Genomic DNA, 14,976 nt, shown 5'->3' with positions numbered 1-14,976 from the left:
TTCTTGCAAAGGGAACAACCATGCTCCGTGCGCGTGTCGCATTGAATCCGGCTGCCGTCGTGGCGCCCGTCAGCCGCCGCACCTTCGGCTCGTTCGTCGAGCACATGGGCCGCTGCGTCTACACCGGCATCTACGAACCGGACCACCCGCTGGCCGACGAGGACGGCTTCCGCACCGACGTGCTGGCGCTCGCCCGTGAGCTGGGCGTCACCATGGTCCGCTACCCGGGCGGCAACTTCGTCTCCGGCTACCGCTGGGAGGACGGCGTCGGCCCGCGCGGGCAGCGGCCCCGCCGGCGCGACCTGGCCTGGCGCAGCATCGAGACCAACGAGGTCGGCATCGACGAGTTCGCCAAGTGGGCGGAGAAGGCCGACGTCGAGATCATGTACGCGGTCAACCTCGGCACCCGTGGTGTGCAGGAGGCGCTCGACGTCCACGAGTACATCAACCACCCGGAGGGGACGGCCCTGTCCGAGCAGCGCCGGGCCAACGGGGCGGAGAAGCCGTACGGCATCAAGGTCTGGTGTCTCGGCAATGAATTGGACGGCCCCTGGCAGACCGGGCACAAGACCCCCGAGGAGTACGGCCTTCTCGCGGCCAGCACGGCGCGGGCTCTCCGCTCGGCCGAACCGGATCTGGAACTGGTCGCCTGCGGCAGCTCGTCCTCCTCGATGCCGACGTTCGGCACCTGGGAGTCGACGGTGCTCGAGCACGCGTACGACGTGGTGGATTACGTGTCCTGCCACGCGTACTACGAGGAGCACGACGGCGACCTGGGTTCCTTCCTGGCCTCGGCGGTCGACATGGACTTCTTCGTGAACAGCATCGTGGCCACGGCGGACGCGGTCGGTGCCCGGCTCAAGAGCACCAAGAAGATCAACCTGTCGTTCGACGAGTGGAACGTCTGGTATCTCTCCCGCTTCCAGAACGCCCCGCTGCCCGAGGAGTGGAAGGTCGCCCCGCGGGTCATCGAGGACCGGTACAACGTCGCGGACGCCGTGGTGGTCGGCAACCTGCTGATCTCGCTGCTGCGGCACAGCGATCGGGTGACCGCGGCCTGCCAGGCGCAGCTCGTCAACGTGATCGCCCCGATCATGACCGAGCCCGGCGGCCCGGCCTGGAGGCAGACCATCTTCCACCCGTTCGCCAAGACCGCCGCACTGGCCAAGGGCGACGTGCTGCGCCTGCACATCGACGCGCCGACCTACGAGACGGCGAAGTACGGGCCCGCCCCGCTGGTCGACGCGGTCGCCACCCACGACGCGGCCACCGGCGACGTGACCCTGTTCGCGGTGAACCGGGACGTGGCGAACCCGGTCGAGTTCGGCGTGGACCTGAGCGCCCTCGGAGCCGGCCTGACCGTCGCCGAGTCCTGGACGCTGACTGACGACGACGTCTACGCGAGCAACAGCAAGGACGCCCCGGAGCGGGTCACGCTGCGCCCTCTGACGGACGTCCCCGGCGGCGCGATCACGGTCGACGGCGGAGCCGTCACCCTGTCCCTGCCCCGAGTCTCCTGGACCGCCATCCGCTTCACCCGCTGACCCCGCGGCTGTCGCGCACCGCTGTCTCGCGTGAGCTGAGACAGCGGTGCGCGACAGCGGGGAAGTTTCTGTTATCGGCGGTCGGTGAGAACGTCGGAGAATTTGACCTTAAAGGAACGTTAAAGCCTCTGTGAGAGCGTTCTCTCGCGACGAATAATGGGCGGCCTACCCCTGACAGCCCCCACGGAGGTCACATCCCCATGCGTCGCAAAAGGAGCCTGATACTCGCCGCGGTGGCGACTGTCGCAGCGCTCGCCACCGCCTGGATCGCCCTGCCCGCCTCGGCGGCCGCACCGACCGCCACCCTGCGTACGGTCTCCGACTGGGGCAGCGGCTGGCAGGACGAGATCACCATCAGCAACACCGGAACGTCCGCGATGACGTCCTGGAAGGTCGAGTTCGATCTGCCGGCCGGAAGCTCGATCGGCAGTTTCTGGGACACCGAGATGACCGCTTCGGGCAGTCATCGGACATTCACCAACCGTGCCTGGAATGGTTCCGTCCCGGTGGGCGCGAAGGTGACGTTCGGCTTCGTCGGCGCCGGAGCGCAGCCGATCAACTGCAAGCTGAACGGCAACCCGTGCAGCGGCGAGTCGACGGCCACCCAGCCGCCGGTCACCACCCCCGCCACGACGGTCCCGACCACGCGGCCGACCACGGCGGCGCCGACGACCGCGCCCACGACAAAGGCCCCGACCACTCCGGTGACCACCACGCCGGCCGCGACCGTTCCGCCGGCGGGTGACCTGCTGCCGGTCACGGTGACGAACCGCAGCGGCCGCAACGAGCCGGTCTACCTGTACGTGCTCGGCGTGAACCTGCAGACCGGCAAGCTCGGGTACGTCAACGCGGGAGGCGGCTTCACCCCGTGGACCGGCGGCGGTCCGGTTCCGGTGCCCGCGCCGGACGTCTCGATCCCCGGCCCGGCCAACGGCTCCAGCACGACGATCAAGGTGCTCAAGAACCTCTCCGGCCGGATCTACTTCTCGTTCGGCAGGAAGCTGGACTTCCGGATCACCACCGACGGCCTGGTCCAGCCGGCCCCGTGGGCGGGCGGCGACCCGAACCGGGACATCCTGTTCGACTGGAGCGAGTTCACCCTCAACGGTTCCGGCCTGTGGCTGAACAGCTCGCAGGTCGACATGTTCGCGGTGCCGCACGGTGTCTCGGTCACCGGTGGCAGCGGGAAGACCTCGAAGACCGGTGAGCTGGTCGCCAACGGCCGGCAGAAGGTCATCGACGCGGTCCGGGCGAACCCCGACTTCGCCAAGAGCGTGGTCACTCGTTCCGACGGCACGGTGCTGCGGGTCCTCGCCCCCGGCAAGGCGGCCGACGCCGGGCTGATGAGCCCCACCTACCTGGACTCGTACATCACGAGCGCCTGGAACGCGTACACCTCGAAGACCCTGACCGTCGTGCCCTTCGGCGACCGTCCGGACGTGAAGTACCTGGGCCGCACGAGTGGCAACGTCATGAACTTCACCGACGGCAGCGGCCGGACCGTGGCCTCGTTCACCAAGCCGTCGACCGCGAACGTGTGGGGCTGTGACGGTGCTCTCGGCGCGCCGAACGACCAGGTGGTCGGACCGATCTCCCGGACCCTCTGCTCGGCGCTGTGGCGGACCACGCTCGGCCGGATCGACACGCAGCCGGGTGGCAAGGCCGCCGACTTCTACACCGGCGGGCCGGCCAACCCGTACGCGAAGTCGATCCACGACAACATGGTCGACGGCCGGGCGTACGCCTTCGCCTTCGACGACGTGCTGGCCCAGGAGTCGCTGGTACATGATGGAGATCCGCGCGCGGCCGGCATCACGCTGTCCCCGTTCTGATCTCCCGTAGGAGAAGGATCTTCTACATCGACGAAGCCCACTCTGAAAAGAGTGGGCTTCGTGCATTATGTGGCAATCGTCACTCGACGGTCGTCGAAGTGGTCGAGACGAGCACATGCGCTGGTCGTGCCACGTCTGAGGGTCGCGTGGGCCGGTGCTGGTCGTCCCATGGCGCCGGGGGCAAGTTTCCTTCCCGTGTCCATACGGTTAGCCTCCCCTCAGTTAGGTAAGGTTTACCTTATTGGAGGCCCCCGTTGGAGCGGTCCGATTCTCCGCATCTGTTTTCCGGCTCCACGCTGGACGCTTACACGTCCGGTGTGTGGCACGCGTCGGCGCTGCTCGCCGACCGGGTGAAGGCGGTGCGGCAGCCGTACTCCGGCGCAGGCGTCGCCGAGTTGCAGGAACAGGTCGACACCGTCGACCTCGACCGCCCCCTCGGGGACACCGGTGCGGCACTGCACGAAGTCGCCCGGCTCTACCTGGACAACGCCGTCTGGTTCCACGAGCCGACCTACGTCGCCCACCTCAACTGCCCGGTCGCCATCCCCGCGCTCAGCGCCGAGGTGCTGATCTCGGCGGTCAACTCCTCGGTGGACACCTGGGACCAGAGCACCGCGGGCACCCTCATCGAGCGCCGCCTGATCGACTGGACGGCCGGGCGGATCGGCTTCGGCCCGGGCGCCGACGGCATCTTCACCAGCGGCGGCACCCAGTCCAACCTGCAGGCCCTGCTCCTGGCCCGCGAGGAGACCCTTGCGGGTCTCACCGAGGACCGGGCCACCGTGATCCCGCGACTGCGGATCTTCGCGACCACCGAGAGCCACTTCAGCGTCAGCAAGTCGGCCGGCATCCTCGGCATGGCCGCCGACGCGGTGGTCGGTGTGGCCACCGACGGCACCGGCCGGATGGACCCGGAGGCGCTCGCCGCCGCCATCGACGACGTGAGCCGCGACGGTGGCGTCCCGATGGCCGTGGTCGCCACTGCCGGCACAACGGACCTGGGCCGCATCGACCCGGTCGACGCCGTCGCGGCGATCTGTGAGACCAGGGGGATCTGGTTCCACGTCGACGCCGCGTACGGCTGTGGCCTCCTCGTCTCGCGCCGCCGCCAGCTGCTGGACGGCATCGAGCGGGCCGACTCGGTGACCGTCGACTTCCACAAGAGCTACTTCCAGCCGGTCAGCTCCAGCGCGATCGTGGTCCGCCGCGGCGAGACGATGCGCCGGATCGCGGTGCACGCCGACTACCTGAACCCGCGGACCGCCGCCGTGCCCAACCAGGTCGACAAGAGCCTGCAGACCACCCGCCGGTTCGACGCGCTGAAGCTGTGGATGACGCTGCGGACCATGGGGGCCGAGCAGATCGGCGCCATGTTCGACGCCGTCATCGACCGGGCGCACGACGTCTACCTGGAGATCTGTGACGATCCGGACTTCGAGGCGGTGGCCGCGCCGACGCTGAGCACCGTGCTGTTCCGGTACAGGCCGGCCGGGATGACCGTCGCCGAGTGTGACGACCTGATGCCACGGCTGCGGCAGCGGTTGTTCTACGGCGGCCGGGCGATCGTCGCCGGCACCACCATCGGCGGCCACTACTGGCTCAAGTTCACCCTGCTCAACCCGAACACCACGATGGACGACCTGCGCAGCGTGCTGGACCTGATCCGCGGGATCGGCGGCGAGATGACCGGCAAGTGCGACGAGCCCGCGGCGGTGATGGCCTGATGCGTACGTACGACTTCGCCGCGATCGGCGTCGGCCCGTTCAACCTGGGCCTGGCCGCTCTCACCGAGGACCTCACCGACGTCGACGGCATCTTCCTGGAGCAGCGCGCCGAGTTCGACTGGCACCCCGGACTGATGATCGACGGCGTGACGATCCAGGTCCCGTTCATGGCCGACCTGGTCACGATGGCCGACCCGACCTCGCGCTTCTCGTTCCTGAACTACCTCAAGCAGGTCGGCCGGCTCTACCCGTTCTATATCCGGGAGAGCTTCTACCCCCTGCGCGCGGAGTACAACGAGTACTGCAAGTGGGTGGCCCGTCAGCTGCCGTCGATCCGCTGGAACACCCGCGTCGACACCGTCACCCACGACGGCGAGGCCTACCTGGTGCATACGGGCGGCGAGACGTTCCGGGCCCGCAAACTGGTGCTCGGCATCGGCACGGCGCCCCGGGTCCCGGCCGCCGTCGATCAGGGTCCCTACGTGCACAGCGCCGACTACCTGCCGAAGAAGGCGGAGCTCCAGGGGCTCGACTCGATCACGATCATCGGCAGCGGGCAGAGCGCCGCCGAGATCTACCTCGACCTCCTCAACGACATCGAGACGTACGGCTACCACCTGAGCTGGATCACCCGCTCCCCGCGGTTCTTCCCGATGGAGTACACCAAGCTCACCCTGGAGATGACCTCGCCGGAGTACATCCGGTACCACCAGCGCCTGCCGCTGGAGACGCGCGACCGGCTCGGCCGTGAGCAGCGCAACCTCTACAAGGGCATCAGCGGCGACCTGGTCGACACCATCTACGACACGCTCTACACCAAGAGCCTGTCCGGGCCGGTGCCGACGACGCTGCTCACCGGCACCGCTCTGGACGGTGTGATCTGGGACGGGGACCGCTGGACGCTGGCACTGGAGCACCAGGAGGAGGGCAGCTCGTTCACGGCCACCACCCGGGGACTCGTGCTGGCCACCGGTTACGCCCCACGCGTCCCGTCCTTCCTGGACCCGGTCCGGGACCGGATCAACTGGGACGCCCGCGGCCGGTTCGACGTGACCGCCGACTACGCCGTCGACCGCGAGGGCGACGAGATCTTCGTCCAGAACGCGGCCGAGCACACGCACAGCGTGACCGACCCCGACCTGGGCATGGGCGCCTATCGCAACAGCGTGATCCTCAAGGGCATCACCGGGCGGGAGATTTACAAGATCGAGGAGTCGATCGCCTTCCAGCAGTTCGGGGCCCCGAGGGCCGACATCCCCAAGGCACTGGTGACATCGTGAGACTCGTACCGCTGAACCTTGATCGTGATCTTGATCTTCTCTTCGCCTGGGTGACGCATCCCCGTGCGCACTACTGGGGTCTGCAGGGCGCGACGATCGACCGGGTGCGCGAGGAGTACCAGGGCTTCCTGGACAACCCGCACTACGACGTGTGGCTCGGGCTGGACGACGACGAAACGCCGCTGTTCCTCGCCGAGACCTACGATCCGGCGCACAGCGAGCTGGCACCGCACTACGACGTGCGGCCCGGTGACATCGGCATGCACGTGCTGGTCGCGCCGCCGACCCGGAAGCGCTCCGGGGTCACCTCCGCCGTGATGCGGGCCGTCATGGACTTCTGCTTCGCCGATCCGCGGATCGAGCGGGTCGTCGTCGAGCCGGACGTGCGCAACGACGCCATCCAGCGCAAGAACGCCGAGGTCGGGTTCGTGCCGGAGCGTGATGTGCCGCTGCACGGCAAGACCGGCCGGCTCAGTTTCTGCACGCGTACGGCGTACGCGATGAGCGTTCCGCATCTGCGGCCGGAGGCCGTCGAGTTCGCCAACCGGCGGCTGATCGCGAAGGCGCTCGCCGAGTTCAGCCACGAGCGGCTGATCGCGTTCGCCGAGGAGGGCGACAGGTATCGCTTCGGCGAGAACACGTTCACCGCGAAGCGCTACCCGCTCGAACACTGGGTGATCGACCCGGAGTCGCTGGACGGGCCGCTCGACGCGCTCGACTTCATCGCCGGGCTGCGCGAGACGCTCGGCATCCCGGAGAAGCTGCTCGGCACGTACCTCGAGGAGATCTCCGCGACGCTCGCCGGCAGCGCGTGGAAGTTCGCGCATCGCCGGGAGACCGCCGGCGACCTCGTGCACGCGAGCTTCCAGACCATCGAAAAGGCGATGACCGAGGGGCACCCCGGCTTCGTGGCCAACAACGGGCGTATCGGTTACGGGCTTTCCGATCACGAGGCCTATACGCCGGAATCCGGGCGGCCGGTCCGCTTGCGGTGGGTGGCCATTCGCAAGGACCAGAGCATCTTCGTGTACGGGGGAGACGAGCGCGACCATTACCGGGCCGAGCTCGGTGACCTGCTGGACCGTTTCGAGCAGCAGCTCCGTGGCCTGGGGCTGGACCCGGCCGAGTACCGCTACCTGCCGGTGCACCCGTGGCAGTGGGAGCACAAGGTGACCGTCACGTTCGCGCCCGACGTGGCCGGCCGGTCGATCGTCCCGCTCGACGCCGGCGATGATCGTTATCAGGCACAGCAGTCGATCCGGACGTTCTTCAACCTCGACCGGCCGGAACGCCACTACGTGAAGACCGCGATCGCCGTGCAGAACATGGGCTTCCTGCGCGGGCTGTCCCCGAAGTACATGCAGGCCACCCCGCCGATCAACGACTGGGTCGCGTCGGTGGTGGAGGGCGACGAGGAGCTGCGCGCCTGCGGGTTCGGGGTCCTGCGCGAGCTGGCGTCGATCGGGTACACCGGGGACGCGTATCACCGGACCGGCACGCCCAGCGCGTACACCAAGATGCTCGCCGCCCTGTGGCGCGAGAGCCCGCTCCCGCGCCTGGCCGAGGGGGAGCGGCTCGCCACCATGGCCAGCCTGCTGCACCGCGACCGCGACGGGAACTCGCTGGCCGCCGCCCTGATCCGCGAGTCCGGCGTGACACCGTCCGCGTGGGTGGCGACGTACCTGCGCGCCTACCTGCGGCCGGTCGTGCACTGCCTGCTCAAGCACGATCTCGCGTTCATGCCGCACGGCGAGAACCTGATCCTGGTGCTCGAGAACCACGTGCCCACCAGGGTGTTCATGAAGGACATCGGCGAGGAGGTGGCTGTCATGAACGACCAGCCGCTGCCGCCCGAGGTCGAGCGGATCCGCATCGACGTCAGCGACGAGTTCAAGGAGCTGGCGATCTTCACCGACGTGTTCGACGGCTTTCTGCGGCACCTCGCCGGGATCCTCGACACGGACGGGGTGCTGAGCGCGGCCGAGTTCTGGACCCTGGCCGGCGACTGCGTCCGCGAGCACGCCAAGGACCACCCGTCACTCGGCGGGCGGCTCGACCTGCTGCGACCCACGTTCAAGCACTCCTGCCTGAACCGGCTCCAGCTGCGCAACACGCTGCAGATGGTGGATCTCACCGACCAGGCCAGCTCGCTGATCTTCGCGGGCGAGCTGGACAACCCGATCGCGGCATGAGCGCGCCTGCGAGCGAATCATCGAGCTCAGTCAGAATTCATGTCGCCGCCGGAGCGAAGCGGAGGTGACGGCATGAAGGTCTATCGCGACGCCTACGGAATCCCGCACCTGCGGGCCGGCTCGGTCCTCGACCTGGCCTGGCTGCAGGGGCGGGTGACCGCTTCCGATCGGGGCCGTCAGATCACCGTCGAGCGGCTGCGCTCCGAGGGGCGTCTCGCGTCGGTCGCCGGGGCCGCCGAGGTGGGGTGGGACCGGTTCGCCCGGCGGGTCTGGCTCGACGAGACGGCGCGCCGCTCATTCGCCAATCTGGACATCTCGACGCGGGAGTTCCTGGAGGCCTACGCCGCCGGTGTCCGTGCAGGTGGCGTCGAGTGGCACCCGTGGTCGTCGCTCGGCGTTTTTCAGGTGCAGCACATTCTGTTCGGGACGTTCGGCAACAAGATGTGGCGGGCGCACGTCGAGCGGGCTCTCGGCGCCTCCGCGGTCGCGTGGTTCGCGAACGAGGGGCCCGGAGGCTCCGGCAGCAACGCCTGGACGATCCCGGGGGAGATCGCCGGCGATCCGCACCGGCTCCTCGAACTGCCCGGCGTCTACCAGCAGATCCGCCTCGCCTGCCCGGCCTTCGACGTGGCCGGGCTCACCTTCCCCGGCGTCCCCGGTGTGCAGCACTTCGGCCACGCCGGGTCGGTGGCCTGGGCCATCACCAACGCGATGGCCGACTACCAGGATCTCTACATCGAGGAACTGCGCGCGACCGAGGACGGCTTCGAGGCTCGCGGCGCGACCGGCTGGGAGCCGGTGGTCACCCATCAGGAGACGATCGTTGTACGGGACGAGCCCTCGGTCGTGGTCGATGTCATGGTGACCGCGCGCGGGCCGGTCATCGATGGGAACCTGAGTCTTCGTACGCCATCGTTGTCTGATTTCGACCTCGGTTTCGACGCCCTGCTGCCGCTGCTGCACGCGTCCACGGTGGACGACGTGGCAGACGCCCTGTCGCGGTGGGTCGAGCCGGTCAACAGCGTCCTCACCGCCGACAGCACCGGCCGTACGCTGCAGCTCACCGTCGGCCGCGTTCCGCAGCGCGACGACCGGAACCGGATCGTCCCGGTACCCGCGTGGGAGGCCCGCTACGCGTGGCGGCCGGAGTGGGCGCCGATGTTCCGCGCCGAGGTGACCACCGCCGTCAACGCCAACGACCGGCGGCCCGACACCGAGCCGTACGGCGTGGACTTCGCCCCGCCCGCCCGTGCCCGCCGGATCGGTGAGCTGCTCGAATCCGGGGTTCCGCACGAGTCGATCCACATGGACACCGCGCTGCCGGCCGACTCCGCGGAGGCCGGTCGCCGGATGGCCTCGCGGTCGGCCGTGGCCCGCGCGCTGTGTGATCTGCCGGTGCTGCGGCCGCTCTTCTCGCCGTCCGGCCGCGATCCGTTGTTCGCACCGTGGACCGATCCCCGTGCGCGGATCGGGCTCGCGCTCGACGGGGTGCTCGCCGGCCTGGGCCTCGACGCGGAAGCCCTCGTCTCCGCGCCGCCGGCTCCGGCTTCCTCTCCGGCCTCCCTTTTTGTTGATCTGCCGGATTCGGTCTGGGGCGTGCGGCACCTGCTACATCCGCTCCAGCTTCCCGGACTGGAAGCCGATGTGCCGGAGATCCGGCTCGGCGGCTCCTCCGGCTGTGTGCTCAACACGTCCAGCATTCCCGGGGTCAGCGACCTGTGCTGGCGCGGGCCGGTCGCCCGCTACGTCTGGGACCTCGCCGACCGGCGGCGCAGTCGCTGGGTCGTGCCTTTCGGCGCCTCCGACGACCCCTCGTCGCCGCACTTCCTCGACCAGCTGCCGCTATGGGCGGACGGGGCGCTCGTCCCGCTGGTCACCGACTGGGAGGACCTCATGGAAGAACCGCTGATCATCTTCGCGGAGAAGCTGCCCGGGCTCGGTGAACTCACGATGATCCCGCTCGACCCGGCTCTGCACGCTCCCGTCGTGCACGGCTGGGTGGGCAAGGAGCGCAACCGGTTCTGGGGCATGGGCGAACACTCGGTCGCCGACGTCGAGGAGATCTACGGTTACGTCGACAGCCTGGACAGCCACCACGCCTATCTGCTGCTGATCGACGACGGCCCGATCGGGATCTTCCAGACGTACGAACCGTCGTTCGACCCGGTCGGCGAGTGCTACGACGTGCGGCCCGGTGACTTCGGCCTGCACCTGCTGCTCGACGCCGAGGGTCGCGACCTGCCACACCTGACCAGCGCCGTCTTTCCGGCTTTGCTCCGCCACCTCTTCGCGGCGGATCCGGCGCGCACGCGCATCATCGCCGAGCCGGACATCCGCAACGACCGCATGATCGCCCGCCTCGAGAGGGAGGGTTTCACCCTGGGCCCGGAGATCGACCTGGGCCACAAGAGGGCCCGGCTCACCTTCCTCGACCGAGTACGTTTCGAAACCACCGAGGGCTAGAGCGGGTGTCGTGCTCGACACAGATGTCGCCTCGTCTTGCCACGTGGAACGTCAGAGATTTCGGCTACTTCCGAATCAACTACGGGCCGTCGATCGTGACGGCCTGACTCCTACCCCCTGGTTGGTTATCGTCTCGGGATGGAGTACCGCGGCGAGTTGGTGCAGACCGGGGGGAACACCACCGGGTTTCGGATTCCGGACGCCTTCGTGGCGGACCTCGGCGGTGGTGGACGGCCCAAGGTGGTCGTGCGGACCGGTGGGTTCGAGTTCCGGTCCTCGATCGCCCGGATGAGCGGGGAGTACTGGCTCGGCGTCAGCGCCGAACGGCGGACGGCCGGTGGGCTCGAAGGCGGCCAGACCTATGACCTCGAGATCACACTCGACGACGCTCCGCGTACCGTCGAAGTGCCTGAAGATCTTGCTGAGGCCCTCGCCGCGGAACCGGACGCCAAGGCCTTCTGGGACAAGATGTCCTTCAGCAACCAGCGGTGGCATGCCGAGCAGCTGACTTCCGCCAAGACCGACGAGACCCGCGCCCGGCGGCTGGCCAAGTCCCTCGACCTGCTGCGTGCGGGCAAAGCTCGCTGACCCGCCGCATCACAGCGGGCGGAACGCCACCTCGGGGTCGAGCAGTGACACCCACGACGGGCGGTACGCGGGCAGGCGTGCGTCCATCTCCTCGGTCAGGTTCGTCCGCCACGGGCCCGAGACACCGTCGTCGTGCCACCAGGACGGCCAGGAGTCGTAGCGCCGTTCCACCCGTACGCCGGACGCGCTCGTCTCGACCCGCAGGAACAGCCACCGGCCGTACCGTGGATCCGACTCGGCCCGCCGCAACGCCCGGACCAGCTCGGTGAGCCGCCGGAACGCCGCATACCGCTGTTCGTCCGGCCGATCGGCCGGCGGGCGGTCGCCGGGTTGCTCCAGGAAGCTGGTCGCGTCCGCGTAAGCCAGCAGCGAGCACCGCCCTTCACCACCCGGCGCCCGATCCTGCAGCCATTCGACCAGGGTGTCCAGCTCGGCCGTCGTCGGCGGCGCGGGCCGGGACAGCTCGGTGGAGTCCTGCATGGCCGCCCAGACCAGCCGGTCGTGCTCGCCCTGGCTGAGCCGGCGGACCCGGCGCATCGGTGGTCGCCGGCCCGGCTCGATCCGTGGCGCGACACTGCCCTGCACGAGACCGCCCCGCTCGGCCGTCACCATCGCCGCCGCCAGATCCGGCAGCGGATCGGCCAGCAGGTCACCGAAGTGCGCGGCCGACACCTCGACCCGTACCGCGGCGGCCAGCAGCCGCTCGGCCGCCGGACGGGGACCGAACCGGGACAGCGCGACGATCGTGCTCTCCCCGGTCAGCAACCGACCGGCCAGGTCCGTCATGCCGTCGCCGATCCCGTCCCGGTACCGCACCCGCGACCAGCGGCCGTTCTCGTGCCAGATCGCGAACCCCAGCCGGTCCTGTTCGGCGAGCGGGGACAGGGCGTCCCAGGGCAGCCAGTCGGGTGCGCCGGTGAGCAGGTCGAGCGGCGGGTCGGTCTGCGTCGTGGCACTGCGTTCCCGGTGGTGGCCGTAAAGCACCGCCCGCCGCCCGTCGAGCAGCGCGAACCTGGCCCAGCTGCGGTCCGGCCGCTCCCGGGAGGCCCCGCGCTCGTCGATCGACCACCCGGTGCGGCCGATCGCGGCATACGTGGCGCTCAGCGCGGCCCAGCGGGTCCAGAGCAGTCCGGGCGCTGGCAGATCCACGTCGGTCAGCATCTGTCCACTGTGCCAAACGGGGCCCGGTCCCCGTCACCCCCGGGTGCCGCTTCGTCGCCCGCCGGCCGTCCGCGACGCCTGTGGGTCCAGGTCGCTCGGCAGCCCTCCGCGATGCCTGCGGTCCAGGGCGCTCGGCCTGCCCGCCGTACGGCTCGCGGGTGCGGGTGTGGTGCGGATGGTTGCCGTGCGGGTGCGCGGTGTCAGCCGCCGCCGGGACGGGCCGAACGGCTCGGCGATGCTTATCCACGCCTTCGGGATCCTCGGTGCCGTCCTGTCCATGTCGATCGCCTGGCCGCAGGTGTACCGCTCCTGCGTACGCCGGCGTACCAGCGGCCTGTCCGCCACCGCGTGCATGCTGAGTGTCGCGATGCCGCTGGGCTGGGTCACCTATGGACTGCTGATCGGCGACCGCTTCCAGGTGGTGACGAACACGGTCAGCGCCTCGACCGGGCTCGCCATCCTGATCGCGTTGCTGGTGACCCGCCCGGCCACGCGGACCGGGCGTGCCCTGCTGGCCTCGGCGGGTGCCGCCGGCGGTGTGCTGCTCGCGATCCTCGGCACCGCGGCCTCCGCGTTGTCGCCGCAGATCAGCGGCCCGCGGGCCGCCGCGGTGCTCGGCATGGTGCTGGCCGCGGTGTCGTTCGTGTCCGCGATCCCGCAGCCACTGGCTTTGCTCCGCGACCGTGACCAGGACATCTCCGGCCTGTCCCCGGTGCGCTGGACGCTGGCCGCGTCGGCATGCGGATCCTGGCTGGCGTACGGGATCGGCGTCGGCCAGCCCGCCGTGTGGGCGTCCGCGCTGGTGGGCCTGACGAGCGCGCTGATCGTCTGCACGGTCCTGTTCACCCGGCGCGGTGGCCTGGTCCCGGCAACAGCCTGAGGGCCGCTCACGGGATTGCGCCGGGGCTCCGGGCCGGACGGAAGAGAGACAGGGAGAGGTCTGGGGCTCTCAGCGGCGAGGGAGTTCGCTCTGGGCGGCGGCGAGCCAGTCGAGGGCGTACTCGAGATCGATCGCGGTGGCCCGGCGGCGCTGTGAGCGATGACTGCGCGCGTCGGCGGCGCGGGTCTCGATGCGGCGGCGGAAGGCCGCGTACCGGTAGTGGTCGTCGATCGGTGCCGGGCCGGCGAAGGTGTCGCGGCGGCGCTGGAGGAACCGCAGCCCGGCGACGGTGATCAGGGCCGTCCAGAGACCGGCGACGGCGATCAGGGCCAGTGGCAGCGGTCGCGTCGCCGGATCGCCGACAGCTGCCGCCGTCGCGCCGGCCACGAGGATGCCGACGGCGGTGCCGGGCAGGATCGCGGCCCGGTCGGCTACCGGGCCGGAACCCGTACGGCGACCGGCGGCCGCGCGGACCTGATGGCGGGCCTGGCCGAGCCGGGCGAAGATCACCCGGTCCGGGCGGTCGGCTGCCCAGTCGCGGCTCTGGGCGTCGACGATCACGGCGTCGAGGTCGCGGTCGATGGCTCGCAGGCTCGGGCGGGCCTCGCCGGAGAACGGGTCCTCGCGGACGAGGGAGCGTGTCATACGGCGTCCTTCCGCTGATCGCCGAGGTGCCGTTCGAGACAGTCGACGGCCTGGCAGAGCAACTGGTCGGCGTGCGCGAGACGGCGGATCACCGGGTCGGTGCGGATCGCCCGGCGCAGTCCGGGCGTGGTCCAGTCGTCGGCACCGGCCCGGCGGAGGGCGGCCGACACCAGCCGTACCCGGGCCCGCAGGAGACGATCCGAAGCCTGTGCCAACGCAGCCTCGGGGTGCCGCACGATCGCTGGTCCAGGGGGTGCCGGCCGCGCGGAGCGGTGCGCTGGGACGGCAGCGGACCGGGCCAGGCGGCGTCGGCCGACCAGGCCGAAGACACGGCGTCCGGCGTACGGCAACGCCGCGAACATGATCAGGACGGCGGCCCCGGTGAACGCGAGCACCCCGCCGCCGCTGAAGCCGAGGGCACCGGCCAGCGCCGCCGAACCGGCCACGACCAGGAACGTCGCCATGGTCACGGCGGCTACCTGCACGGGTGCCGCCAGTACGCCGGCAGCCTCGGTGAGCACGCCGTCGAGGGCGGTGAGCCTGGCGGAGGCCGAGCGGATCCATACCTGGCCGGCGTCACCCACCTCGCCCATCTCGGCGAGCCCGTCGGCGACCAGCGCTCGCACCGCGGCGAGTTCGGCTGGCAGCGCACGTCCGGACATGTGTC

General features: G+C 70.0%; 11 protein-coding genes. 8 read left to right on the top strand and 3 right to left on the bottom strand.

Annotated elements, in window-relative coordinates:
* Positions 1 to 20: 20 nt before the first annotated feature.
* From arfA to CLV67_RS17000, 7 genes are all read left to right on the top strand, one after another.
* The gene (arfA, locus tag CLV67_RS17030) at positions 21 to 1,544 is read left to right on the top strand and encodes an arabinosylfuranosidase ArfA (RefSeq protein ID WP_106319402.1); all 1,524 of its coding nucleotides are present in this window, start codon (positions 21 to 23) and stop codon (positions 1,542 to 1,544) included.
* Positions 1,545 to 1,744: 200 nt separating this feature from the next.
* A complete protein-coding gene (locus tag CLV67_RS17025) occupies positions 1,745 to 3,376 on the top strand; it encodes a beta-1,3-glucanase family protein (protein WP_106319400.1) in 1,632 nt (543 codons plus the stop codon).
* A gap of 317 nt (positions 3,377 to 3,693) precedes the next feature.
* Positions 3,694 to 5,100, top strand: coding sequence for a pyridoxal phosphate-dependent decarboxylase family protein (locus tag CLV67_RS17020; RefSeq protein WP_249037953.1), 1,407 nt, complete (start codon positions 3,694 to 3,696; stop codon positions 5,098 to 5,100).
* Positions 5,100 to 6,380, top strand: coding sequence for a lysine N(6)-hydroxylase/L-ornithine N(5)-oxygenase family protein (locus tag CLV67_RS17015; RefSeq protein ID WP_106319398.1), 1,281 nt, complete (start codon positions 5,100 to 5,102; stop codon positions 6,378 to 6,380). The genes CLV67_RS17020 and CLV67_RS17015 overlap by 1 nt, the downstream gene beginning before the upstream one ends.
* Complete coding sequence (locus tag CLV67_RS17010) at positions 6,377 to 8,572, top strand: GNAT family N-acetyltransferase (RefSeq protein WP_106319396.1); 2,196 nt, start codon at positions 6,377 to 6,379, stop codon at positions 8,570 to 8,572. Before CLV67_RS17015 ends, CLV67_RS17010 begins: the two co-directional genes overlap by 4 nt.
* A gap of 72 nt (positions 8,573 to 8,644) precedes the next feature.
* Positions 8,645 to 11,035, top strand: a complete 2,391-nt coding sequence (locus tag CLV67_RS17005; RefSeq protein WP_106319394.1) for a GNAT family N-acetyltransferase — start codon at positions 8,645 to 8,647, stop codon at positions 11,033 to 11,035.
* A gap of 138 nt (positions 11,036 to 11,173) precedes the next feature.
* Positions 11,174 to 11,623, top strand: a complete 450-nt coding sequence (locus CLV67_RS17000; RefSeq protein ID WP_106319392.1) for a YdeI/OmpD-associated family protein — start codon at positions 11,174 to 11,176, stop codon at positions 11,621 to 11,623.
* A 9-nt stretch (positions 11,624 to 11,632) separates the two neighbouring features.
* Here the strand turns inward: CLV67_RS17000 and CLV67_RS16995 are convergent, their stop codons facing one another.
* On the bottom strand, positions 11,633 to 12,784 hold the full coding sequence (locus CLV67_RS16995; protein ID WP_106319390.1) for a hypothetical protein: 1,152 nt from the start codon (positions 12,782 to 12,784) through the stop codon (positions 11,633 to 11,635).
* 175 nt (positions 12,785 to 12,959) lie between these two features.
* On the opposite strand from CLV67_RS16995, the gene CLV67_RS16990 reads away from it, so the two are divergent.
* On the top strand, positions 12,960 to 13,664 hold the full coding sequence (locus CLV67_RS16990; protein ID WP_239165959.1) for a SemiSWEET transporter: 705 nt from the start codon (positions 12,960 to 12,962) through the stop codon (positions 13,662 to 13,664).
* A gap of 69 nt (positions 13,665 to 13,733) precedes the next feature.
* On the opposite strand, the gene CLV67_RS16985 is transcribed toward CLV67_RS16990, so the two are convergent.
* Both CLV67_RS16985 and CLV67_RS16980 read right to left on the bottom strand, forming a co-directional pair.
* The gene (locus CLV67_RS16985; RefSeq protein ID WP_106319388.1) at positions 13,734 to 14,309 is read right to left on the bottom strand and encodes a hypothetical protein; all 576 of its coding nucleotides are present in this window, start codon (positions 14,307 to 14,309) and stop codon (positions 13,734 to 13,736) included.
* Positions 14,306 to 14,971: a hypothetical protein gene (locus CLV67_RS16980; RefSeq protein ID WP_106319386.1), complete on the bottom strand. Its 666-nt coding sequence runs from the start codon at positions 14,969 to 14,971 to the stop codon at positions 14,306 to 14,308. The genes CLV67_RS16985 and CLV67_RS16980 overlap by 4 nt, the downstream gene beginning before the upstream one ends.
* Positions 14,972 to 14,976: the final 5 nt, after the last annotated feature.

Source organism: Actinoplanes italicus (assembly GCF_003001815.1).
GTDB lineage: Bacteria > Actinomycetota > Actinomycetes > Mycobacteriales > Micromonosporaceae > Actinoplanes > Actinoplanes italicus.
This window is presented reverse-complemented; position numbering and strand designations above follow the sequence as displayed.